General features: G+C 67.4%; 24 protein-coding genes and 4 tRNA genes. 17 read left to right on the forward strand and 11 right to left on the reverse strand.

Annotation, left to right across the window (positions count from 1 at the left end):
* Positions 1 to 3: 3 nt before the first annotated feature.
* A complete protein-coding gene (locus G6N57_RS10720; protein ID WP_036391936.1) occupies positions 4 to 1,005 on the reverse strand; it encodes an acyl-ACP desaturase in 1,002 nt (333 codons plus the stop codon).
* 205 nt (positions 1,006 to 1,210) lie between these two features.
* On the opposite strand from G6N57_RS10720, the gene G6N57_RS10725 reads away from it, so the two are divergent.
* Both G6N57_RS10725 and G6N57_RS10730 read left to right on the forward strand, forming a co-directional pair.
* On the forward strand, positions 1,211 to 1,666 hold the full coding sequence (locus G6N57_RS10725) for a hypothetical protein (RefSeq protein ID WP_077740392.1): 456 nt from the start codon (positions 1,211 to 1,213) through the stop codon (positions 1,664 to 1,666).
* Between the two features lie 179 nt (positions 1,667 to 1,845).
* Positions 1,846 to 2,286: a hypothetical protein gene (locus G6N57_RS10730; RefSeq protein ID WP_077740393.1), complete on the forward strand. Its 441-nt coding sequence runs from the start codon at positions 1,846 to 1,848 to the stop codon at positions 2,284 to 2,286.
* Positions 2,287 to 2,300: 14 nt separating this feature from the next.
* Here G6N57_RS10730 and G6N57_RS10735 read toward each other — a convergent pair whose 3' ends face one another.
* Positions 2,301 to 2,885: a TetR/AcrR family transcriptional regulator gene (locus G6N57_RS10735; protein ID WP_065512188.1), complete on the reverse strand. Its 585-nt coding sequence runs from the start codon at positions 2,883 to 2,885 to the stop codon at positions 2,301 to 2,303.
* Between the two features lie 80 nt (positions 2,886 to 2,965).
* Here G6N57_RS10735 and G6N57_RS10740 point away from each other — a divergent pair, with 80 nt between their 5' ends.
* The gene (locus G6N57_RS10740; protein WP_077740394.1) at positions 2,966 to 3,976 is read left to right on the forward strand and encodes an oxygenase MpaB family protein; all 1,011 of its coding nucleotides are present in this window, start codon (positions 2,966 to 2,968) and stop codon (positions 3,974 to 3,976) included.
* Between the two features lie 30 nt (positions 3,977 to 4,006).
* Here G6N57_RS10740 and G6N57_RS10745 read toward each other — a convergent pair whose 3' ends face one another.
* Positions 4,007 to 4,357 (reverse strand): DUF732 domain-containing protein, encoded by a 351-nt coding sequence (locus tag G6N57_RS10745; protein ID WP_077741888.1) that lies wholly within the window; start codon positions 4,355 to 4,357, stop codon positions 4,007 to 4,009.
* A 98-nt stretch (positions 4,358 to 4,455) separates the two neighbouring features.
* The gene (locus tag G6N57_RS10750; RefSeq protein ID WP_097926543.1) at positions 4,456 to 5,865 is read right to left on the reverse strand and encodes an MFS transporter; all 1,410 of its coding nucleotides are present in this window, start codon (positions 5,863 to 5,865) and stop codon (positions 4,456 to 4,458) included.
* A 25-nt stretch (positions 5,866 to 5,890) separates the two neighbouring features.
* Between G6N57_RS10750 and G6N57_RS10755 the strand changes: the two genes are divergently transcribed.
* Positions 5,891 to 6,409, forward strand: coding sequence for a CGNR zinc finger domain-containing protein (locus G6N57_RS10755; RefSeq protein ID WP_234815909.1), 519 nt, complete (start codon positions 5,891 to 5,893; stop codon positions 6,407 to 6,409).
* A 181-nt stretch (positions 6,410 to 6,590) separates the two neighbouring features.
* Here the strand turns inward: G6N57_RS10755 and G6N57_RS10760 are convergent.
* A tRNA-Lys gene (locus G6N57_RS10760) sits at positions 6,591 to 6,666 on the reverse strand.
* A gap of 133 nt (positions 6,667 to 6,799) precedes the next feature.
* On the opposite strand from G6N57_RS10760, the gene G6N57_RS10765 reads away from it, so the two are divergent.
* The 4 genes from G6N57_RS10765 to G6N57_RS10780 all read left to right on the forward strand — a co-directional run bounded on the left by G6N57_RS10765 (position 6,800) and on the right by G6N57_RS10780 (position 8,238).
* A tRNA-Glu gene (locus G6N57_RS10765) sits at positions 6,800 to 6,872 on the forward strand.
* A 35-nt stretch (positions 6,873 to 6,907) separates the two neighbouring features.
* Positions 6,908 to 6,984, forward strand: a tRNA-Asp gene (locus tag G6N57_RS10770).
* Positions 6,985 to 7,025: 41 nt separating this feature from the next.
* Positions 7,026 to 7,099, forward strand: a tRNA-Phe gene (locus G6N57_RS10775).
* A 128-nt stretch (positions 7,100 to 7,227) separates the two neighbouring features.
* The gene (locus G6N57_RS10780; RefSeq protein WP_077740396.1) at positions 7,228 to 8,238 is read left to right on the forward strand and encodes a hypothetical protein; all 1,011 of its coding nucleotides are present in this window, start codon (positions 7,228 to 7,230) and stop codon (positions 8,236 to 8,238) included.
* Positions 8,239 to 8,264: 26 nt separating this feature from the next.
* On the opposite strand, the gene G6N57_RS10785 is transcribed toward G6N57_RS10780, so the two are convergent.
* From G6N57_RS10785 to G6N57_RS10795, 3 genes are all read right to left on the reverse strand, one after another.
* Complete coding sequence (locus tag G6N57_RS10785) at positions 8,265 to 9,026, reverse strand: L,D-transpeptidase (RefSeq protein WP_407665982.1); 762 nt, start codon at positions 9,024 to 9,026, stop codon at positions 8,265 to 8,267.
* A 262-nt stretch (positions 9,027 to 9,288) separates the two neighbouring features.
* Complete coding sequence (locus G6N57_RS10790) at positions 9,289 to 10,155, reverse strand: MbnB/TglH/ChrH family RiPP precursor modification enzyme (protein WP_077740399.1); 867 nt, start codon at positions 10,153 to 10,155, stop codon at positions 9,289 to 9,291.
* Positions 10,152 to 11,063: a TIGR04222 domain-containing membrane protein gene (locus tag G6N57_RS10795; protein WP_163646620.1), complete on the reverse strand. Its 912-nt coding sequence runs from the start codon at positions 11,061 to 11,063 to the stop codon at positions 10,152 to 10,154. Before G6N57_RS10795 ends, G6N57_RS10790 begins: the two co-directional genes overlap by 4 nt.
* A gap of 282 nt (positions 11,064 to 11,345) precedes the next feature.
* Between G6N57_RS10795 and G6N57_RS10800 the strand changes: the two genes are divergently transcribed.
* From G6N57_RS10800 to G6N57_RS10810, 3 genes are read left to right on the forward strand one after another with little or no spacing between them, the layout of a single operon-like run.
* Positions 11,346 to 11,915: a YdcF family protein gene (locus G6N57_RS10800; protein ID WP_077740400.1), complete on the forward strand. Its 570-nt coding sequence runs from the start codon at positions 11,346 to 11,348 to the stop codon at positions 11,913 to 11,915.
* 22 nt (positions 11,916 to 11,937) lie between these two features.
* Positions 11,938 to 12,180 (forward strand): hypothetical protein, encoded by a 243-nt coding sequence (locus tag G6N57_RS10805; protein WP_077740401.1) that lies wholly within the window; start codon positions 11,938 to 11,940, stop codon positions 12,178 to 12,180.
* Positions 12,181 to 12,204: 24 nt separating this feature from the next.
* A complete protein-coding gene (locus G6N57_RS10810) occupies positions 12,205 to 12,804 on the forward strand; it encodes a TetR/AcrR family transcriptional regulator (RefSeq protein WP_036447581.1) in 600 nt (199 codons plus the stop codon).
* Here the strand turns inward: G6N57_RS10810 and G6N57_RS10815 are convergent.
* On the reverse strand, positions 12,797 to 13,273 hold the full coding sequence (locus G6N57_RS10815) for a DUF2834 domain-containing protein (RefSeq protein ID WP_077740402.1): 477 nt from the start codon (positions 13,271 to 13,273) through the stop codon (positions 12,797 to 12,799). The genes G6N57_RS10810 and G6N57_RS10815 overlap by 8 nt on opposite strands.
* Positions 13,274 to 13,361: 88 nt before the next feature.
* On the opposite strand from G6N57_RS10815, the gene G6N57_RS10820 reads away from it, so the two are divergent.
* Positions 13,362 to 13,967 (forward strand): TetR/AcrR family transcriptional regulator, encoded by a 606-nt coding sequence (locus tag G6N57_RS10820; protein ID WP_077740403.1) that lies wholly within the window; start codon positions 13,362 to 13,364, stop codon positions 13,965 to 13,967.
* 49 nt (positions 13,968 to 14,016) lie between these two features.
* On the forward strand, positions 14,017 to 15,573 hold the full coding sequence (locus tag G6N57_RS10825) for a phytoene desaturase family protein (RefSeq protein WP_077740404.1): 1,557 nt from the start codon (positions 14,017 to 14,019) through the stop codon (positions 15,571 to 15,573).
* On the opposite strand, the gene G6N57_RS10830 is transcribed toward G6N57_RS10825, so the two are convergent.
* A complete protein-coding gene (locus G6N57_RS10830; RefSeq protein ID WP_077740405.1) occupies positions 15,570 to 15,917 on the reverse strand; it encodes a UBP-type zinc finger domain-containing protein in 348 nt (115 codons plus the stop codon). The genes G6N57_RS10825 and G6N57_RS10830 overlap by 4 nt on opposite strands.
* A gap of 32 nt (positions 15,918 to 15,949) precedes the next feature.
* On the opposite strand from G6N57_RS10830, the gene G6N57_RS10835 reads away from it, so the two are divergent.
* The gene (locus G6N57_RS10835; protein ID WP_077740406.1) at positions 15,950 to 16,390 is read left to right on the forward strand and encodes an SRPBCC family protein; all 441 of its coding nucleotides are present in this window, start codon (positions 15,950 to 15,952) and stop codon (positions 16,388 to 16,390) included.
* A 12-nt stretch (positions 16,391 to 16,402) separates the two neighbouring features.
* Here G6N57_RS10835 and G6N57_RS10840 read toward each other — a convergent pair whose 3' ends face one another.
* Positions 16,403 to 18,070, reverse strand: coding sequence for an alpha-keto acid decarboxylase family protein (locus G6N57_RS10840; protein ID WP_077740407.1), 1,668 nt, complete (start codon positions 18,068 to 18,070; stop codon positions 16,403 to 16,405).
* A gap of 17 nt (positions 18,071 to 18,087) precedes the next feature.
* On the opposite strand from G6N57_RS10840, the gene G6N57_RS10845 reads away from it, so the two are divergent.
* The 3 genes from G6N57_RS10845 to G6N57_RS10855 are packed head-to-tail and all read left to right on the forward strand — an operon-like array spanning position 18,088 to position 21,006.
* Entirely contained in the window at positions 18,088 to 19,170 is a 1,083-nt protein-coding gene (locus G6N57_RS10845) for a CaiB/BaiF CoA transferase family protein (protein WP_077740408.1), read from the forward strand.
* 59 nt (positions 19,171 to 19,229) lie between these two features.
* Entirely contained in the window at positions 19,230 to 20,135 is a 906-nt protein-coding gene (locus tag G6N57_RS10850; RefSeq protein ID WP_077740409.1) for a universal stress protein, read from the forward strand.
* A complete protein-coding gene (locus tag G6N57_RS10855; RefSeq protein WP_077740410.1) occupies positions 20,128 to 21,006 on the forward strand; it encodes a universal stress protein in 879 nt (292 codons plus the stop codon). Before G6N57_RS10850 ends, G6N57_RS10855 begins: the two co-directional genes overlap by 8 nt.
* The last annotated feature ends 9 nt before the right edge of the window (positions 21,007 to 21,015 follow it).

A 21,015-nucleotide genomic window follows, 5' to 3' on the forward strand; every position in this document is an offset into this window, starting at 1 on the left:
GGGTCATGAAGACGAAGACGACACCAACAGGTTCTTCATGGCCTTCTTCTCGGCCACCTTGCGCTCGCGCTCCAGACGACGTTCCTTGGCGACCTCGAACTTGTCGCAGGCGTCCTCGAGCTCTTCCACGATGCGGCCGAGGTCGTCGCGCAGACGTGCGCCCTCGCCGGTGAAGTCCTCACGCTCGAAGATGCGCCACTTGCGCAGTACCGGCATCACCACGTCGTCCAGGTGGATACGCGGGTCATAGACCCCGCCGACGGCGATGACGACGGCCTTGCGGCGGAAGTCGGGCACGGTGTATCCGGGCATCTTGAAGTTGTCCAGGACGCGGTGCAGCGACGCCATGCCCTGGTTGGGGGCGATGTCGAGGCCGGCCGCCGAGACGTCCCGGTAGAAGATCATGTGCAGGTTCTCGTCGGCGGAGATGCGCTGCAGCAGCTGGTCGGCGATCGGATCGTCGCAGGCCTTGCCGGTGTTGCGGTGGCTGACGCGGGTCGCGAGCTCCTGGAACGACACGTACATGACCGAGTCGAACAGGCTCTCCGCGAACAGGTCGCCCTGCTGGTTCTGGCCGGGGGAGAAGCCGCGGGTGACCTGCTCGACGCGCAGTTCTTCCAGTTCGACGGGGTCGACGGCGCGGGTCACCACGAGGTAGTCGCGCAGGGCGATGCCGTGGCGGTTCTCCTCGGCGGTCCAGCGGTTGACCCACTGGCCCCAGGCGCCGTCCATGCCCATGTTCATGGCGATCTCGCGGTGGTACGAGGGCAGGTTGTCCTCGGTGAGCAGGTTCTGCACCATCGCGGTCTTGGCGACCTCGGACAGCTTGGACTGCTCGGGATCCCAGTCCTGGCCGCCGAGTGCGTAGTAGTTCTTGCCGTCCGACCACGGGATGAAGTCGTGCGGGTTCCAGTCCTTACGCATCCGCATATGGCGGTTGATGCTGGTCTCAACGACAGGCTCGAGTTCGTGCAGGAGCTGCAGGTCGGTGTATTCCTGCGACATGTCGCCCTCACCCTCCTCGCGTCCCGGGGACGCTCAGTTATCTGTACCTGTTGGTTGCAGTCAATATATCTGTGTAAACCGGTGACATCAAGTTGCCCCGCGGGTGCGTGCCGTGGGTAATTCATGAGTCCTGCGGCGCGCCCGCGCCGACTGTAGGATCCGCACGAACATCTGTCGGATACCCACGCTCGGAGGTTGGGCACACGTGAAAAAGCTTGTCGTTGGTGCCGGAGCTGCAGTCGCCGCCGGTGCGGCCGTGTCCCTGCTGCTCGGTGCGGGTGTCGCGGCTGCCGCGCCGGACGTGGTCGGCCAAACCTACTCGGACGCCTCGAGCGCGATCGAGGATAGCGGCGCCAGCGCCAAGGTCGCGGTCACCGTGGGCAGCAAGCTGTCCCAGGGAGATTGCATCGTCACCAACGCGTGGGATGCGCCCTTCGTCCGTGACAGCGGCGGTTCCTTCGGGCATGCCGACAGCGAGGTCATGGTCGCGTTGAACTGCGACGGTGACCACGCCACCGCCAACCACCCCGGCGCTTCGGTCGCCAGCCCGGCCGGCCGTGAGGCCAAGGCTGCCGAAGATGAGGCGGCGGCGAAGGCTGAGGCAGAGGCCGCCGCTGCGGAGCAGGAGCAGCTCGAAGAGGTCAGCACGCCCGACGAGTAGCGGTTAAGTAGGGGTTAATCACTCGATGTGAGCCCCGCTGCCGACTAAAATTCACGTCAGCTCCCAAAGAGTCTTTCGTGGCACCTTGCCGCGGAACGAGGGGCAGCTGAACGCGCGGGCGGAAGCCCTGGCGCCCCACCTCTCCGGGAGAGATCGCCGGACGGGGAAGGTCGGGCCAGATGAAGATCGCGATCGGGTTCGGAAGTGTCATCGGGGTGTCCGCGGCGGGTTTCGCATTCGCGGTAATGGGCGCGGGGGCGGCCCAGGCGGCACCAGATGTTGTGGGGCAGACATATAGCGACGCTGTGACCGCCATCGAGGACGGCGGGGGGACCGCGCATGTCGCCGTCACCGTGGGCAGCCGGTTGCCGCGCGACGAGTGCATCGTCACCAATGCCTGGACGGTCCGGCAGTTGGTGCCGCAGACGTCGGACACCTACTTCGAATACAAGGAAGACGTGACCCAGGTGGCGCTCAACTGCGACGGCGACCATGCCACCGAGACCCATCCGGGCGCGTCGGTCGCCAGCCCGGCGGGCCGTGAGGCCAAGGCCGCCGAAGATGAGGCGGCTGCGGCCGAACAAGAGCCGATCGCCGAGGCCAGCACTCCGGACGAGTAGGTCCTGAGCGTCGCTCAGAAACTGCCGACCCGCCCGAGCAGCATGTCGACGCAGTAGTCGATGAACTGTTCGCGGCTGGCCGGCAGCCGCTCGTCGAGATAGGCGGTGAACAACGCGGTCAGGGCGCCGATGAGGCTGGTGGCCACCATGGCCTGGCGTACCGGGTCGGCGATGCGGGTCAGTTTGCGTTGCAACAGGCCGATGAAGTCGGGCATCCACTCCGCGCCGGACCGGGTCAGTACCGGTTCGGATTCCGGAGCGAGCAGCAGCACCCGGCCCCGGGTGGGGTCGTCGACCATCAGTGCGACGAATCGCTCCACCGCTTCGCGGGGAGTGACGGCGGTGGTCAGGGCTGACATGGCCCGGGCGCAGACGTCGTCGTAGACCGCCCGGACGAACGTGTCGCGGTCGGCGAAGCTCTCGTAGAAGTAGCGCTCGGTGAGTTCGGCCGCCCGGCACACCGCGCGGACGGTCAGGGCCGGCCCGTCGGCTTTGCCTAGCAGGGTGACGCCCGCGGCGATCAGTTCGTCGCGGCGACGCGCCGCGCGTTCCTGCAGCGGAACGCCCGACCATCGGCCGCGTCGTTGACCGGATGGCACATCTACTCCTAAGCTCCGATGACAACGTATGTAGTCACAATTGAAACAGGACCATCGTCTTCCCGGCAGAAAGCGCACCTGTGACACAAGATACTTCTGAGACATGCCCCGTGACCAGCGGATCCGCTGCGGTGGCGGCGGGTTGCCCGGCTGCCCCGGGCGGGTACGAGGCGCCGCCTGTCCCGCTCGGGCCGGATTCGCTGACGTGGAAGTACTTCGGTGACTGGCGGGGGATGCTGCAGGGCCCGTGGGCCGGGTCGATGCAGAACATGCACCCGCAGCTGGGCGCGGCCGTCACGGAGCACTCGATCTTCTTCCAGGAGCGCTGGCCGCGGCTGCTCCGCTCGTTGTACCCCATCGGCGGCGTGGTGTTCGACGGCGACCGGGCGCCGCAGACCGGCGCCGAGGTGCGCGACTACCACGTCGACATCAAAGGGATCGACGCCCAGGGGCGGCGCTATCACGCGCTGAACCCCGAGGTCTTCTACTGGGCGCATTCGACGTTCTTCGTCGGCACGATCATCGTGGCGGACCGGCTCGCCGGCGGCATCTCCGAAGCGGACAAGCGGCAGCTGTTCGACGAGCACAAGCGCTGGTACTCGATGTACGGCATGAGCATGCGGCCCGTCCCGGAAACCTGGGAGGACTTCCAGGTCTATTGGGAACACATGTGCCGCAACGTGTTGGAGAACAACCAGGCGGCCCGCGATGTACTGGACCTGAGTGAGCTGCCGAAGCCGCCGTTCGCGTCGAAGATGCCCGACTGGATGTGGGCGCTGCAGCGCAAGTATGTGGTGCACCCGTTGTTCGTCTGGTTCACCGTCGGCCTGTACCACCCGGCGGTGCGCGAGCTGATGGGATACACCTGGTCGGAACGCGATGAGAAGCGACATCGCTTGCTGGGCAAGGTGATCGGCCACATTTTCAAGCTCGTACCCCGGCGCCGTCGCATGCATCCGCGAGCCCGCAGTGCATGGGACCGCGCCACCGGCCGCATCCCGGCCGACGCCCCGCTGGTGCACACCCCGGCCCGCAACCTGCCGCCTATTGGCCACCGCGACAACGGGATGCACTACAGCCCCAACGTCTAACGCGTTGCGTCAGAGCTGCGTTCGTGGGCCTCAGCGGCCGACGAACGCGGCGTTCTGCGGGCAGTAGACCTTGACCGCCCCGCGCACCAGGTTCGCGGCCTGGTGCTTGTCGATGCCTGCCTGGTTCATCAGCTGGCTGATCACTCCCCGCACCGTGCGGGCGGGTTCGATCTTGCCCTTCGTGAGGGCGTCGCAGACTCCGCGACCGACCTGGCCGGCCTCCTCGGGCGAAGTCGTGGGAATTTTCAGGTCGTTGACGATGGTGAAGAACTGGTCATCCTGGGCGTCCGCACGTGCCGGCGAGACCCCGAACGACGCCGTCAGCGCGACAACGCCGACCGCCGTCGCGAAGACTCGAGTTTTCACGCCCCGGGAGAACATCGGTGACTCCTTCATTCGGCTGCCGACCCGTGGCCATCAACGATAAAGGGGTGCTCCCGACGGCGCGCGGGCACGTGGCTTATTCGTATGACGCCAATTCATGTGACTTCGTCGGAGCGGAGCAGGGTGATGCTGAGCGCTCCGCCGCAGAGTGCGACACCCCCAGCGGCGACGAGAGCTGCGACCAGGCCGGACGTGGAAATGCCCGCCCCGGGGTGGGGCGGCTGGGCGAGAGTGCCGCACAACGCGATCCCGATGGTCAGGCCGAGCTGGCGGGCCGCGTTGGCTGCGGAGGCCGCGGTGCCCGCGCGCGCAGGCGGCACCGAGGTCGCGGCGACCGCGGGCAGCACAGGCGACACGATGCCCGCGCCGATGCCGGTGATCGCCAGCGCGGCGATCAGCGTCGTCCACTCCGGGCGTGCAGTCAGGGCGGCACCGGACAGGCATGCCAGACCGGTGAGTACCGTGCCGCCGCCCAGGACCCAGCTGCGCGGCGCATCGTGCAGCCGAGCGCTGAACAGTAGCGTTACCGCGATGAACGCCACGAGTTGAATGGTCAGGATGAGGGCGGCCTGCAACGGGCGCATGGCCTCGGTGGTCTGCAGCCACCGGGACAAGACCGGCAGCGCCGCGAATGCGGCGAAGTAGTAGGAGAACCCGGCGATGAGCACGGCGGTGAATCCGCGAGTGGCAAACAGACCGGCGGGCAGTACCGGATGCGCAGCGCGGCGCTGGCTCGGAACGAACGCCGCCGCCGAACCGAGCCCCACCAGGACGCCCGAGATGGTGCCGACCGATGTCCACCCGTGTTCTCCGGCGTTGATCATCGCGAAGGTGACTCCGGTCATCGACGTGGTGATGAGCAATGTGCCCGCCAGGTCGATCGGCCCGCCTCGGTGAGATTCGCGGGGTAGCGAGATGAATCCGGCGACCAAGGCGACGAGGCACACCGGCAGCGCTCCGACGAACAGCCAGCGCCAGCCGACGAACTCGGTGACCGCTCCGCCGGCGATGGTGCCCGCGGTGCTACCGGCGCCCGCGCAGGCACCCCACACCGCGAACGACACCGCGCGGGCGCGACCGGAATAGCACTGCGTCAACAGCGGCACGGCAGTGGCGAATAGCGCTGCCCCACCGACTCCCTGGGCGGCCCGGGCCCCGACCAGCAAGGCGCCCGAACCGGCGAGGGCGCAGGCCACCGAGGCCGCGGCGAATGCGGCCAGCCCGATCAGGAACAGCCGCCGGTGACCCAGTCGGTCCCCGAGGGTTCCCATGGCCAGCACCAGGGCGGCGAGCACGAGCGTGTAGACATCGATGATCCATTGCGCGACTGCGAAACCGGCACCGAGATCGTCGGCGATTCCCGCGACGCTGACGGTCACGACGGTGGTGTAGGCGAGCAGCAGGAACGTCGCCGCGCAGCATGCCAGCAGCGGACGCCAATCTGTTCGTGGACCGGTGGCCGCGACAGGGTGAGCGGAGTCTGACAGGTGGGGTGTGGACGTCACGGTGCCAGGCTGATGTAATGCGCTTGTGCGTGTAAACCCTTACATCGAGCCGCTGCTGCAGAACGTGACCGATCTGCTCAACCGGCCCGCGACCACCGCCGCCGACCTCGAAGATCGGTGGACCTCACGGGGTATGCCCACGCAAAGTCCGGCCACCGGCGAGGATCTGGAACAACTGCGAAAGTTCCTGCGTCAGTGGGCGGCTGTCGTTGACGCGCCGACCGAGCATGAAAGGGTTCGGCTGCTCAACCAGATGCTGTCCCGGCACACGGCCAAACCGTCGATCACCGATCACGACGGCAGTGGCTGGCATCTGCACTACCGCGACCCCGGCGCCGGGTTCACCGCCACTCTGGCCGGTGCGACCAGCGCCGCCGCCGCGCAGTACCTCACCGACCGGGGCATGCACCGGATTCGCCGGTGCGCGTCGGCCGAGTGCTCCAACGCCTTCGTGGATTTCAGCAGGCCCGGCACCCAGAGATACTGCACCCACAACTGCGCCAACCGCGACGCCGTCCGACGGCACCGCGCCAAAACGTTGTGAGTGCGTTGTAGCGGAGCGGCTACGGCAGGTGGAATTCTTCGCCGCCGCGTTGGGCGGACCCGAGGCCCTCGTTTCCAGATAATAGCCGCGATCGCGCCGCTGGCCGACGAGATTGCGACCGCTCGGAGCGCGTAGACGGGGCAGTGCAGAACCGCACCTGACCCGCCTTGCGGCGGGTGTCTGGTGCCCCCAGTAGGGCTCGAACCTACGACCTGCGGATTAAAAGTCCGTAGCTCTACCAACTGAGCTATAGGGGCGCGAGAAGACAGGGTACAAGATGGCCGAAATTGGTGTTGCGACCACCGGGTTTGAAGATTTGGGCATCCGTACCCTAAGCTATCGAAGCTCCCAACGGACACGTTGTGAACACCCCGGAGAGATTCGGATTAGGCCCCCATCGTCTAGTGGCCTAGGACGCCGCCCTTTCACGGCGGTAGCACGGGTTCGAATCCCGTTGGGGGTACGCAACACGGAAACGTGGAGCATGCTGGAAAGTAAGGCCCTGTGGCGCAGTTGGTTAGCGCGCCGCCCTGTCACGGCGGAGGTCGCGGGTTCGAGTCCCGTCAGGGTCGCCATCACGGCGAGGCAGTTCGGTTTGCGAGAGCCGGTGCCTTCCGGCCAGGTAGCTCAGTTGGTACGAGCGTCCGCCTGAAAAGCGGAAGGTCGCCGGTTCGATCCCGGCCCTGGCCACTGAGAGAACCCACTGGTGACGGTGGGTTTTTCTGTTTCTTCGGACCTTCGCTGCGAGGCCTCCGATGACCCAGCGTGACCCATTCCGACGGTGCGGCCGACGAGTCCAGATGGGTAGGGTGCTGCCAATGCCCGACATCCCTGAGCCCCAGCTCGAACCGGTCGCAGCGCGCCTCCTCGATGCGCAAGTGGCGTTCTCGATACAACAGTTGCGCGGCGAGAACTACCACAGCTTGGTGCTCGATGAGATTGAGCACGCCTTGACGGAGGCGTCGCAGATCACGCTGGCTGAGGCGGTGACACCCGCGATGATCAAGAACGTTGCTGCGAAGTACGCCGTGCAGGTGCCGGTCGAAGGCGGGATCGCGGAACTTGTCAGCGATGTTGCCGTCCAGTTGTACGAACTCACCGCGACCACCGACACCCGTTTCGGCGAGGTTATCGGCGAGCGGCGCTTCGGCGAGCTCAGCTCGATGGTGCTCGAGACGGGTGTCGCGCAACGGGTGCTGGAGCGAATTCTGAGCAGTGAGGCATTCACTGACTTCTGTGTGACGCTGGTTCAACATGCGCTGACGGAATCTGTCACGCAGGGAGGTAAGTCGCTGGCCCGCGGTCGGCTGGGCCGGATTCTCAGCGGACTCGGAGCCCGCATGCCACAGGGGTCGGCCGAACGGTTGGAGCTTCGTGCCGAGTCGGCGGTGCGCCGCGGCGCCCGTTTTCTGCTCGCCCATGCTCATGCGGACGACAATGTGCTCGTCGAGGCGGTCAACGAGTTGTGGCGCGGTAACCTCGACACCCCGCTGTCGTCGGCGCTTTCAGTGATTACCGTCGATGACGTCGAGGACGCTGTCGTGCCGGTCTACGAGTTCTGGCGCACGTTCCGAGACACCGCCTACTTCCGGGCGCTTCTCGACGAGGGCATTGACCAGGTGTTCGAAAAGTACAGCGATGTCAGCCTTTACGACCTGCTACTCGACGTCGGGGTGGGACGTGAGGACATGCTCGAGGAAGCCTTACGTTTCGGTCCGCCGGTGATCGCCTTGCTCGACGAGCGGGGCTATCTGGAGTCGGTACTGCGGCGTCGACTCATCCCGTTCTATCTCTCGGATCAGTTCCGGGAGGCTTTGGCGGGACGCTAGCCTCCGCTCCGCCGCGATCCTTCCGATCAGATCTGCCAGTCGTTGGAACCGTCGTACCGGGAGTAGGTTCCGCCCGAGGAGTTCTGCACGACGATCGGATCGCCGGCACCGAAGTTGTCGAAGAACCATCTGGCGTTGGTGGGGCTGATGTTGATGCAGCCGTGGCTCACGTTGCGCTTGCCCTGATCGTCGACCGACCACGGCGCGCTGTGGACGAAGTCGCCGCTGTCGTCGAATCGGACGGCCAACTCGACCGTCAGCTTGTATCCGTTCGGCGAGTTGACCGGGACGCCATAGGTCGACGAATCCATCACCACCGAGGGCATCTTCTCTTGCACGTAGAAGGTGCCGTTCGGCGTCTGGCGGCCGCCGGATGCCATGCCCATCGACATTGGGATGGTTTTCTCCACGGCGCCGTTGCGGGTGACGGTCAGCTGGTGGGTGGTGTCGTTGGCGGTGGCCACCAGCGCGTCCCCGATGTTGAAGTTGGACACCGTGCCGCCGGCGTCGACGTTGACCGAGGTGTGGGCGGGCCAGAAGCTCAGCGGGCGCCACCGCAGCTGCGTCGGGGTGATCCAGTAGAACTTGCCGGGAACTTCCGGGACCGACGAGATGTGGATGGCGTTCTCGGTGGCACCGGCATCATCGACCGGGCCGGGGAAGTTGAAGATGATCGGCTGGGCCACACCGACGGTCGCGCCGTCGGCCGGGACGAGCCTGGGCGGCTCGAACGGTGCCGGATCTGCCTGCGCGGCACCGGCACCCAGCATGCAGGCGCTGCCCACCATCGCAGCCGCCCCGGCTGCCCTCAACGCGCCGAAAAGTTTTTCCCTCGTCCAGTCACCCATCGCACCATCGTGTCATGGCTTGTCCGGAATTCTGGCCACCACCACCGGCGTCGACGAGTAGCAGGCGCCGCGTGCGCATCGCGCTTGTGGCGGCACACCTCGCCTGCCGCGGCCACGGCCGTCGGATCGAAACCCGGTGGCACCGGTCCGCCTGCCACCAACGCCCGTACCAAGGCTTCCTGGCGCTGGGCCAACGTTCCCGTCATGCCCACACCTCCCGCGCCCCGGCGGTGATCGGAGCGGCTCCCGCGGCCGCGGCGATCGCGTCCAGCTCTTCGAAAAGCTCTGCGGCCGGGGGGAACCGGCCGTCGCGCTCCAGCATGAACGGGGTGTCCACCCGTTCCCGCAGCGCTGTGACGAGCTCCAGCACCTCCGGAGGAGTCTGCGCGGTGTGGGTGTCGTGGTAGAAGTCCTCACCATCGCGACCGCCTGCGACGTGGCTGTAGGCCACGCGCTCCACGGGTAGACGTGCCAACTCCCGCAGTGGATCACGTCCACGATTGCGCGCGTTGGCGTAGACGTTCGCCACGTCGAGGACCAGTAGCACCCCGGTACGTTCCACCAACTCGGTCAGGAACTCCGACTCGGTGAGATCCGAGTCGGGCCACTCCACGAAGGAGGCGATGTTCTCCACGGCCAGCGGCACCGGCAGGTCCCGCCGGGTGCGGTCGATGTTGGCCGCCAGCACGTCGAGGGCTTCGCGGGTGCGCGGCACCGGCAGCAGATGCCCGGCCTCGATCCCGCCGGCCCGGACGAAGGCGATGTGCTCGCTGACCACGGGAGCGCGGAGGGCCTGAGCGCAGGCTGCCAGTCGGTGTACTCGCTTGGGCTGCACGGGCTCTGCGCCGCCCAGCGACAGGGCGACACCGTGGGGTATGACCGGGACGCCGTGGGCGACCAGAGCCGCCAGTGCCGGTTCCGGCCGGGCGCGACGGCGACGGATCGGGACCGACTCGGCGATCACCTCGCAGAAACCCGGCCGCAGATCGTCGACCACTCCGGCGATCTCGCGCCGCCAGCCGATGCCCACATCGCCGAGGGCGGGCACGGTACGGCTTGCGGTGCTCATCCGCCGCAACCTCCGCACCCGCCACAGCCCCCGCAGCCACCGCACCCGCCGCCACCGTCGCCCCCGCAGGAGGCGCCGCAGCCGCCGCCGTCCGCACCGCCGGAGGAGCTCCCGGCCAGCTGCACCGAGGTCGAGTAGTCGGAGTCGATGGCCCACAGTGCACCGGTACCGAACAGGGCCACCGACAGCGCCACCGCCGTCGGGCCGTAGGTGTCGAAGGCCGGCTGCTTGGCGGGCTCCAAGTAGGCCAGTTTCTCCTGTTGGGCGGCCAGCAGCCGGCGGCCCGCGCGAGTCAGGCGATCAACGCCCAGCAGGTGTGGGAGCACCAGCGCTCCGTACAAGACGGTGGCGCTCGCGATTGCCACGAGGGTCACCGCGTAGTCGGCGTGGTGGGGCGACAACTGGGTCGCCAGGTAGACGCCGTAACCGATACCCAGTGCCATCACCACGATCGACGGCGCCGTTCCCCAGCGCATGCGGGCCCGTTCGGCACTGGTCCGCACCAAGCCACGCAGGCTCAGATGTCCTTCGAGCTCGGCGAGCTCGTCGCCGGACGCCGCGTACAGCCCGGGCACGGTGTGCTCCGGATCGGCGGCAACCCGTTCCAATACCTTCCCGATGAACCGGTCCGTCTCCGGGAAGAGTGCGGCGCGGTCCACCCGTCCGTTCGCGGTGACCCGCCCACTGGCGCGCAGGGTGGCGAGCGAGGCCACCACTGGGGCGATGTCCGATCGCAGGAACGCCAGCTCGGTGGCGCTGATCGGTTCGGTTACCGCGGGGCGGCGCGGCGTCGTGGCGATCCGCCACACCACCGCGAAGACGATCGTCGTCGCCAATGCGGCCAGATATCCGTACCCCGCCGGGGTTATCGCCTCGATGTACCGATCAATCAGGTTTTCGATCGACATCACATCACCTCCTGGGTCTTCGGTGTGGATCACCTTGCCTGCGTCAAAGCCCCTTACCGGTCACAACTTTCAGGCGAAACCTCGGTCGCGCGGCCCCGCTGAACCAGCCAGCGTGCACGCCGGGGGACAGGAGTCGTTGAGGACTTGGTGGGGGTTGTCTGAGGAAAATCCGGGCGGTGCTGGGCCTGCGGATCCGCTGGCGCCGACGCCACATTCACCAGATCGGTAACATCGACCCCATTGGCAACGACATTCACAAGTGTCACGGCGGTTGGGGGTGAGATGCGTAACTACCTGCGGGTTCTGGTCGTCGCGCTGATCTGTGCCCTGGCGCTGACGGCCGGTCCGGTGCCGGCGCAGGCCGCGCCGCGCGTGGCAGGTAAGGACTTCACCAAGCCCGCCATCGTCATCCTCGGCTACGGCTTGAAGCCCGACGGCTCGATGCGAGCCATCCTGTATCACCGCACCCTCACCGGGCTCGCGATCGCGCAGGCGTTTCCGCAGGCGCCGGTCATCGTTACCGGCGGGAACCCGCAGAACGGTCAGACCGAAGCCGCACAGATGCGCAATCTGCTTGTCATGCTTGGTCTTCCGCCGAGCCGCATCATCGTCGAGGACCGGGCCGGCAGCACCGTGCAGAATGCGCAGTTCTCGGTTCCGCTGGCGAAGAAGGCGGGCGCCACGGGCATCATCGTGGTGACCTCGTCGACGCATCAGGGCCGCGCCGACCAGAACTTCGCCGACGCCGGCGGCAATGTGCTGGCCACCGTGAGCTTCCCCGACGGAAATCCCTCGGTGAACATCGCCCAGTTCGTGCGCGACGTGCTGAGCCCTTTGACGCCGATCGGCTGAGCAACGGGGTTACGCTGCCAAAATGGGCAGGATCGTCATCGGTGTCTGCGCGTTGGCCGTGTTGCTGGCGCCGTCGGCCACCGCTGAACCGGCGGCCCTGGATCCGACCGGGAACCGATCGGGTGGGCCGGTGCCGACGGTCAACGGGGTGCCGTGCGTGGGCGGCAATCTGGGTGTCTGCCTGAGTTTCCGGCAGAACCGCCCGCCGGCCGCCAGTCCTGGCGCACGATCCAGTGTTGGGCACAGCCCCACCGTGCGGCGCTGATCGGCATTACCATGACTGCCCGATATGAACAGTCCCACGACGTCGGTCGATGCCGACAAGAGCGCGTTCCGGTCGCGCCTGCTCTCCGCGATGATCGAATCGATCGTCGAGGACGGGTATCAGAACACCACCGTCGCTGACATCGTGCGCCGGGCCAAGACGTCGCGCCGTACCTTCTATGAGCATTTCGCGAGCCGTGAAGAGTGCTTTGTCGCGTTGCTGACCAGCGTCAACACCCAGCATGTGCGTGAGGTGGCCCGCGGTGTCGACCGGACCGCGCCCTGGCAGGCTCAGGTCCGCCAGGCCGTCGAGGCGTGGATCGGCTCGTATCAGGCCCATCCCGAGTTGATGCTGGCCTGGATTCGCGATCTCCCGACATTGGGGACCGCGGCGCGGGCGCTACAGCGCGAGTCGATGGAGAATTTCATCGCGATGGTGCAGGCCATGCTGGACAACGAGGCGTTCCGCTCGGCCGGGGTATCGATCTCGCGGCGGCGCACCATCATGATGCTCGGCGGGTTGCGCGAGCTCACCGCGATCACGGTGGAGAGCGGTGGTCAGGTGGGGGAGATCACCGAGGACGCGGTGCTGGCGTGCACAGCGATGCTGACGCCGCTCAGCTGACGGGGACCGCCGCCTGCTGGTGACGGCGCTGCCGTTCGATGGTGGCGAAGTAGAAGGCGAACGCGAACGCGAAGCTGGTGAACAGGCTCGCCACGAAGAACAGCCATGGCTGGCGGATGCCGCGGCGCCGTCCGTCGATGATCGTAAACAGCGGCAGCAGAATGACATTGGCGATCGTGTAGTCGGCGCTGGCCGAGCCTGCCGCGGGGTTGGTGTAACCGAGCGCGATGAACTCCTGCCAACTTCCCGGACCCCAGATCGGGTTGCCGCCCGGTTGGGCGTAATCCGCCACGAACCGCATGTTGAAGTACCAGCAGATCGGGATCGAGGCGAGGCCGACGAGGTAGAAGGCCAACTCGACTCCGGACAGTGCCGGCCCGGGCGGCCGCGAGAAGACCTGTGGGTTGAGACGGATGACGAGCGCGACGACGGCCACGCCCAGTACTGCATGAACGATGAGCGACACCATGGCGTGAGCACACTCCCGATCCCAAGTTTTGTCAATATTGACATTTCGTGCGGCTGGGGATCGTCGGCGGTGCGGTACTTTCACTGGCATGGCCAGGCCCGCGCAGACCGCACGCAGTGAGCGCACTCGTGAGGCGCTGCGCCAGGCCGCGTTGGTGCGGTTCCTGGCCCAGGGTGTCGAGGACACCTCGGCCGAACAGATCGCTGCCGACGCCGGGGTGTCGCTACGCACCTTCTACCGGCACTTCACGTCCAAGCACGATCTGTTGTTCGCCGATTACGACGCCGGACTGCACTGGTTTCGCGCCGCGCTGGCCGAGCGGCCTGCAGGAGAATCGATCCTCGACTCGGTGCAGTCCGCGGTGCTGGCCTTCCCGTATGACGTCGACGCCGTGACGAAGATCGCCGGCATGCGCGCGGCCGAACTCGACCCCGACCGGATCGTGCGGCACATCCGCCAGGTGGAGTCCGACTTCGCCGATGCGGTGGCCGAACTGCTGGTGGCGCGCAGCGGCGAGGCGCCGGTGGGGGATGACCGGCTGCGGATCGTCGTGACGGCCAGATGCGTTGCGGCCGCGGTGTTCGGCGCGATGGAGCTGTGGATGGTCGGCGACGAGGCCGGGGAGCGAACGCTCCCCGAGCTGGCGCGCATGTGCCGGACCGCGCTGGAGGAGCTCCGCACCGGGTTGGTCTGATGTTTTGTCATTATTGACAAAACATCAGGGTCGGTGTCAGCCTCAGTCGATGGCGGACTACGACGCGATCGTGATCGGGGCCGGGCACAACGGGCTGGCCGCTGCGGCCCTGTTGGCACGGTCGGGGATGCGCACCCTGTGCCTGGAAGCCAAGCGATATGCCGGCGGCATGGCGTCTACCGTCGAGTTGTTCGACGGCTACCGGTTCGAGATCGCCGGATCGCTGCAGTTCCCCACCTCTGCGGTGGTCAGTGCCGAGCTCGGGCTGGACACCTTGCCGACGGTGGACCTGGAGGTCATGTCGGTATCGCTGCGCGGCATCGGTGACCCGCCGGTCGTCTACTACGCCGACCCGATGAAGATGCTGGCCCATCTGGGTGAGGTCCACGGCGCCGACGCGGTGGCCGGGATGGCCGGCCTGATGGCGTGGAGCCTGGCGCCCACCCGGGCCCTGGGCCGATTCGACGCGGGACGCCCGCCCCGCACACTCGATGAGATGTACGCCTGTGCGACAACGGAATCCGAGCGCGCGGCGATCGATGACCTGCTGTTCGGATCGGTCAGCGACGTCCTGGACCGGTATCTGCCCGACCGGGACAAGCACGGTGCGTTGCGCGGCATGCTGGCCTTCCTGGCGGTCAACACCACCTACCGCGGTCCTGAGACACCGGGCAGCGCAGCAGCACTCGCCTACGGTCTCGCGGTGCCCGACGAGAACGCCATGCTGATGAAGAAACTGGTGGGCGGAATCGGTGCGCTGACCGACCATCTGCACGCGCAGCTCACCGCCGCCGGAGGGGAGTTGCGGTTACGCAGCGGTGTCGAGCGGATATCGGTCGACGCGGGCCGGATCACCGGAGTGCGGCTGGCCGACGGCACGGCGATCACCGCGCCGGTCGTGGTGTCGGCGATCGCCCCGGACACCACAGTCACCCAGCTCGTCGACGCCGGTGCGTTGCCCGCCGACGTGCGTGAGCGGTTCACGCGCATCGATCACCGTGGCAGTTACCTGCAGATGCATTTCGCCCTCGACGGAGCCCCCACCTTCGAGGCGCCTTACGAGATGCTCAACGACCCTGAAATGCAGGCCGCTATCGGTCTTTTCAGTACTCCGGAGGAACTGCAGCAGCAGTGGCAGGAGGCCCGCCACGGGATCGTGCCCGCCGATCCGGCGGTCGCCTTCCAGATCCCGTCGGCGCACGATCCGACGCTGGCCCCGGCGGGCAAGCACGCGGCCTCGGCGTTCGCGCTGTGGTTCCCGGTGGAGGAGTCCGCATCCGGGTACGGCGAGATGAAAGCCGAGATGGGCCGGCGCGTCATCGAGAAGATCGCCAGGTTGGCACCGGATTTCGAGCGCCGGATCATCCGGCACACCACATTCACCCCGCGCCACATGGGAACCATGTTCGGTGCGCCGGGCGGCGACTACTGTCACGGGCTGATTCATCCCGAGCAGATGGGCCCCAACCGGCCGGGTCCCAAAGGGTATGTCGGCCAACCGATTCCCATCGACGGCCTGTATCTGGCCAGCGCCGGGTGCCACGGCGGCCCCGGCATCACGTTCATCCCCGGTTACAACGCGGCCAAGGCTGTGCTCGACGGCTAGCGGTTGCGCAGCTGTTCGGCCCAGTCCCTGGGTACCCGCCCCTTCGGGCCCGGCACCGGCTGATCGATCGGATGATGCTGCGGCGACGCGAGCTCGGGTCCGGTGGCGTAGTCGTTGGTCTCGAAGTTCCAGAACCAGCTCTCGCCCGGCTCGAACGAGCGGATCACCGGATGCCCGGTTTCGCGCCAGTGCGCCGACGCATGACGGGCCAACGAATCATCGCAGCAACCGATATGCCCGCACGCCGCGCAGCGCCTCAGATGCACCCACCAGCCCCCTGCCGCGGTGCACTCCGCACATCCGGTTCCGCTGGGACGAGCACTGGGATCGACGGCATTGCTCATATCCGCGAGCGTAGCCCGAGTAATCTCACCGCATGGCAACCAGCGATTCCCGTGAAGTAGTCATCGAGGCGACCCCGCAGGAGATCCTCGATGTTGTGGCCGATGTGGAGGCGACGCCGAGCTGGTCGCCGCAGTACCAGCGCGCCGAGATCCTCGAGAGCTACGACGACGGCCGGCCAAAGCAGGTCAAGATGACGGTCAAGGCCGCGGGGCTCACCGACGAGCAGGTGATCGAATACACCTGGAGCGAGAACAAGGTCAGCTGGACGCTGGTCAGCGCGGGCCAGCTCAAGGCCCAGGACGCCAGCTACACCTTGACCCCCGAGGGGGACAAGACCAAGGTCCGGTTCGACATCACGATCGACCTGTCGGTACCGCTGCCGGGCTTCATCCTGAAGCGGACCATGAAGGGCGGCGTGGAAACCGCGACCGAGGGCCTGCGCAAGCAGGTGCTCAAGGTCAAGAAGGGCTGAGCGCCCCGGCCGCTAGCTCGAATTGGCGTCCGACGCGGATTGCGCCAATTCGGTCAGCAGCGGCGGGATGTCCATCCGGCCCAGCATCACCTCGACGAACACCATGTGATCGGGCGTGGCCGCCGCGGTGGTCAGCGCATCGTCGAGTTCGCCGTAGGTGCTGACCCGGAAGGTGAGCGCGTCGGGGACACCGAGCGCGGCGGGCAGCTCGGTCCAGCGCCAACCGGCGATGTCGTTGTATTCGGCTGTGACACCGTGGATTGCGCGTTCCACGGTGTAGCCGTCGTTGTTGACCACCACCACGACCGGGGACAGGCCCTCGCGGCCGAACGCACCCAGCTCCTGGATGGTCAGCTGAGCGGCGCCGTCACCGATCAGCAGTACGGTGCGCCGGTCCCGATCGGCCAGCCCGGCACCGAGCGCGGCCGGCAGTGTGTAGCCGATCGAGCCCCACAGGGGTTGTCCGATGAACGTCACCCCGGAGGCCAGCCGGTGGCCGGCCATCCCGTAGAACGAGGTGCCCTGATCGGCCAGCACCACGTTGCCCGGGGTCAGGGCCTCGGAAAGCCTGTCCCACAGGGCTTCTTGAGTCAGTGCGGCGTCCCGCGCGGGCGGGTCGGCAGGTGTCCGGGTGGGCAGCGGGGCCAGCTCGGGTGACCTGACGCCGCGCTCGGTGAGGATCGCGGTGAGCGCGTCGAGCGCGGCCGACATGTCCAGTGGAGCGAATACCTGCCCGGACACCACACTCTGGTTGACGCCGATGTCGATGGTGCGGGCCGGGTCGATGCGTTGACTGAAGAACCCGCTGACCATGTCGGTGAACAACACGCCCGCGGTGACCAGGACCGGTGCGTCTTCGATCGCCTCGCGCACCGAATCCTCACTGGCGGCACCGGCGTAGATACCCAGATAGTTCGGTGAGCTCTCGTCGACCAGGCTCTTGCCCCACATCAGGGTGGCGTGGCCGACGGTGTCGGCCGCCAGCAGCGCGCGGAGTTCGTCGACACACCCCATCCGGTGCACCAGGAAATCGGCGAGCACGGTCAGCCGGTGGTCACCGATCAGGTCGGCGGCCGCCGCGGTGAACATCGACAGCGCGCGTGGGCTGGTGCCGCCGGTGTAGCGGGGCAATGGTGCGGAGGGCGGTTCGGTGGGGAAGCGGGCCACGTCGGTGGCGATCAGCAGGTAGCCGGGCCGCTTCTGTTCACGTACCTCCGAGAGCACGCGGTCGATCTCGCGGGTGGCCGTCGCCGGCGCCAGATTGGCCTGCGCACAGGTGATCTCGCGGCTGATCCGCAGGAAGTGCTCGAAGTCGCCGTCGCCGAGGGTGTGGTGCACGATGCGTCGGGCGCCCTGGGAATCCTTCGACGGTGCCCCGACGATGTGGACCACCGGCACATGTTCGGCGTAGCTGCCCGCGATCGCGTTGGCGGCCGACAATTCGCCGACGCCGAAGGTGGTGACCAGGGCGGCCATGCCACGCAGCCGGCCGTAGCCGTCGGCCGCATAGCCGGCGTTGAGTTCGTTGGCGCCGCCCACCCAGCGCAGCGTCGGGTGCGCCAGGATGTGGTCGAGGAACTCCAGCTGATAATCGCCGGGGACGCCGAAGACCTCCGTCACCCCGAGTTCGGCGAGGCGATCCAGCAGATAGTCACCGACGGTGTAGCCGATTTCGCTCATCCCTTAGTGTGCCTCGCATGACCAACACCGGACCGCTCGCCGGAGTGCGAGTTATCGAACTCGGCGGCATCGGCCCTGGGCCACACGCCGCGATGATGCTCTCGGACCTTGGCGCCGACGTGGTGCGTGTGCGCCGGCCGGGAGGCCTGACCATGCCCGCCGAGAACGTCGACCTGCTACACCGTGGCAAGCGCATCGTCGACCTCGATGTGAAGAGCGAACCGGGCAAGCTGCTGGATCTGGTCGCCAAAGCCGATGTGCTGCTGGACTGTTTCCGGCCCGGCACCTGTGAGCGCCTGGGTATCGGCCCGGCCGACTGTGAGGCCGTCAACTCGCGGCTGATCTTCGCCCGGATCACCGGCTGGGGTCAGGACGGTCCGCTGGCCACCACGGCCGGCCACGACATCAACTACCTGTCGCAGACCGGTGCGCTCTCGGCGATCGGTTACCGGGACCGCCCGCCGGTGGCTCCGCTGAATCTCGTCGCCGATTTCGGCGGCGGCTCGATGCTCGTCGTCATCGGCATCGTCACCGCGCTGTACGAGCGGGAGCGCTCCGGCAAGGGCCAGGTCATCGATGCCGCGATGGTCGACGGGGTCAGCATGCTGTCGCAGATGATGTGGACCATGCGGGCCACCGGATCGTTGCGCGACGAGCGTGAGTCGTTCCTGCTCGACGGTGGTGCCCCGTACTACCGGACCTACGAGACCTCCGACGGCGGCTACATGGCAGTCGGGTCGATCGAACCGCAGTTCTTCGCGCAGTTGGTGGCGGGTCTCGGACTGGACGCGAGTGAGATCCCCGGGCAGTTCGAGTTGGCCCGTTACGACGAGATGCGGGCAATCTTCACCGAGCGCTTCGCGAGCAAGACGCGCGACGAGTGGACCGAGATCTTCGCCGGCACCGACGCCTGCGTGACACCGGTGCTCACCTGGGGCGAAGCTGCCAAGAGTGAGCATCTGCTGGACCGGTCGACGTTGATCACCGTCGACGGTGTCGCCCAGGCCGCCCCGGCCCCGCGGTTCTCCCGAACCTCCCCGGGAATGCCCGGTCAGCCGCCGCAGTCGAGCACCGACATCGCCGACATCGGCTGGACCTGATTGACACTTAGAGACTTTGGTCCCTGGCCATCGCGCCCGGAACCAGCCACGATGAGGGTGTGACTTCCTCGGACGCACCAGTAGTAGTCGGAATCGACGGCAGCGACGGCGCGCTGAGCGCGGCCCGCTGGGCAGGCGCGGTCGCCGCGCGGTTCGGTGCGCCGCTGCGCATCGTGCACGCGCTGCCGTCGGTCGGCCGGAACCTGACCCAGACCGCGGCGGCGTTCACCGCGGCGATGATGTCGTATCAGCGCGACATGGCCGAGGCCTTCCTCAAGGCGGCTGACGAGGCCGTGCGTGCCGACAATCCCGAGTTGTCGGTGTCCACCGTCTCGTTCAACGAGCCCGCCGACCAGGTGCTGATCGACGCCAGCTCCGGCGCGCGGCTCGTCGTCCTCGGCGGCAAGAAGGTGACTCCGGCCGCGGCGCTGCTGCTCGGGTCGACGGCGCTGTCGGTGGCGACCCGGGCGGCGTGCCCCGTGGTCGCCTTCCGCGGGGAGTCGGTGGCGCCGGGTGATGGGCCCGTCGTCGTCGGAGTCGACGACAGCCCCGCGGCCCAGGCCGCGCTGGAGCTGGCGTTCGAATTCGCCGACCGGTTCGGGTTGGCGGTCAACGCAGTGCGCTCGTTGTCGTTGGCCGCACCGGCCGAAACCGGTGTCACCATCCCACTGCTGATCGACTGGGACGGCGTCGAGTCCGCCGAACTGGCCGATCTCACCGAGACCGTCGACGTCCACAACAAGCGCCACCCCGGCGTTGACGCCAAGTGCTTCATCGAGCCGGACTCGCCCGGTAAGGCGCTGCTGAAGCATGTCGCCGACTCGGGGCTGGTGGTGGTCGGGTCCCGGGGTCGCAACGCGCTGGCCGGGGTGCTGCTGGGCTCGACCAGCCTGAACCTGCTGCACCACAGCCCCGTGCCGGTGATGATCTGCCGCGCTGCGCCACAAGGAGGTTCGAATGAGTGAACATGACGTCCGCCACGGCATCGTCGTCGGCGTCGATGGATCGTCTTCGTCGGACGCCGCAGTGGCCTGGGCGGCGGAAACGGCGGTGCTGCGCGGCGTCGGGCTCACGCTCGTGCACGCGCTCCCCGGCGCCGCATCCCCGGTCTGGTTGGATGTCGCGCTGCCCCAGGAGTATTGGGACTATCAGGATCAGCAGGGCCAGGAAATCCTCGATGCGGCACGGGGTGTTGCGGTCAAGACCATCGCCGGCCAGCAGGAACCCAGGATCATCGCGAAAGCGGTACCCGGGCACGCGGTGGCTACCCTGATCGACTACTCGCGCAACGCCGATCTGCTGGTCGTGGGCTCCCGCGGCTTGAGCAAGTGGGGACGCCGGCTGCTCGGGTCGGTGAGCTCGAGCCTGGCGGCGCACGCCCACGGCCCGGTCGCGGTGATCCCCGAGGGCGAGCACCCGAAGGACGGCCCGGTGGTGGTCGGGGTCGACGGGTCGCGCGCCTCCGAATTCGCCACCGAAATCGCCTTCGATGAGGCATCGCGCCGCGGTGTGGAGCTCGTGGTGGTGCACACCTGGACCGACCTGAACTTCGAGTTTCCCGACGTGAAGTGGGAAGACCTGAGTTCGGAAGCGGAGCGCGCCCTCGCCGAGCAGTTGGCCGGCTGGTGCGAGCGCTACCCCGATGTGGTGGTGCGGCGTGTGGTGATGCCCGACAAGCCGGCCCGGCAGCTGCTCGCGCAGGCGGAAACCGCGCAGCTGGTGGTGGTCGGCAATCGTGGACGGGGTGGATTCACCGGACTGCTGCTCGGCTCGGTCAGTTCCGCGGTGGTGCATTCGTCCACGGCTCCGGTGATCGTCGCCCGGCAAACCAGCTGATCGTCGACG

The sequence above is a fragment of the Mycolicibacterium boenickei genome (assembly GCF_010731295.1).
Classification (GTDB): domain Bacteria; phylum Actinomycetota; class Actinomycetes; order Mycobacteriales; family Mycobacteriaceae; genus Mycobacterium; species Mycobacterium boenickei.

Coding starts and splice junctions, on each gene's coding strand:
- G6N57_RS10720 (WP_036391936.1), bottom strand. CDS start 1,005: ATGTCGCAGGAATACACCGACCTGCAGCTCCTGCACGAACTCGAGCCT.
- G6N57_RS10730 (WP_077740393.1), top strand. CDS start 1,846: ATGAAGATCGCGATCGGGTTCGGAAGTGTCATCGGGGTGTCCGCGGCG.
- G6N57_RS10745 (WP_077741888.1), bottom strand. CDS start 4,357: ATGTTCTCCCGGGGCGTGAAAACTCGAGTCTTCGCGACGGCGGTCGGC.
- G6N57_RS10780 (WP_077740396.1), top strand. CDS start 7,228: ATGCCCGACATCCCTGAGCCCCAGCTCGAACCGGTCGCAGCGCGCCTC.
- G6N57_RS10785 (WP_407665982.1), bottom strand. CDS start 9,026: ATGGTGGGCAGCGCCTGCATGCTGGGTGCCGGTGCCGCGCAGGCAGAT.
- G6N57_RS10790 (WP_077740399.1), bottom strand. CDS start 10,155: ATGAGCACCGCAAGCCGTACCGTGCCCGCCCTCGGCGATGTGGGCATC.
- G6N57_RS10795 (WP_163646620.1), bottom strand. CDS start 11,063: ATGTCGATCGAAAACCTGATTGATCGGTACATCGAGGCGATAACCCCG.
- G6N57_RS10800 (WP_077740400.1), top strand. CDS start 11,346: ATGCGTAACTACCTGCGGGTTCTGGTCGTCGCGCTGATCTGTGCCCTG.
- G6N57_RS10805 (WP_077740401.1), top strand. CDS start 11,938: ATGGGCAGGATCGTCATCGGTGTCTGCGCGTTGGCCGTGTTGCTGGCG.
- G6N57_RS10810 (WP_036447581.1), top strand. CDS start 12,205: ATGAACAGTCCCACGACGTCGGTCGATGCCGACAAGAGCGCGTTCCGG.
- G6N57_RS10815 (WP_077740402.1), bottom strand. CDS start 13,273: ATGGTGTCGCTCATCGTTCATGCAGTACTGGGCGTGGCCGTCGTCGCG.
- G6N57_RS10820 (WP_077740403.1), top strand. CDS start 13,362: ATGGCCAGGCCCGCGCAGACCGCACGCAGTGAGCGCACTCGTGAGGCG.
- G6N57_RS10825 (WP_077740404.1), top strand. CDS start 14,017: ATGGCGGACTACGACGCGATCGTGATCGGGGCCGGGCACAACGGGCTG.
- G6N57_RS10830 (WP_077740405.1), bottom strand. CDS start 15,917: ATGAGCAATGCCGTCGATCCCAGTGCTCGTCCCAGCGGAACCGGATGT.
- G6N57_RS10835 (WP_077740406.1), top strand. CDS start 15,950: ATGGCAACCAGCGATTCCCGTGAAGTAGTCATCGAGGCGACCCCGCAG.
- G6N57_RS10840 (WP_077740407.1), bottom strand. CDS start 18,070: ATGAGCGAAATCGGCTACACCGTCGGTGACTATCTGCTGGATCGCCTC.
- G6N57_RS10845 (WP_077740408.1), top strand. CDS start 18,088: ATGACCAACACCGGACCGCTCGCCGGAGTGCGAGTTATCGAACTCGGC.
- G6N57_RS10855 (WP_077740410.1), top strand. CDS start 20,128: ATGAGTGAACATGACGTCCGCCACGGCATCGTCGTCGGCGTCGATGGA.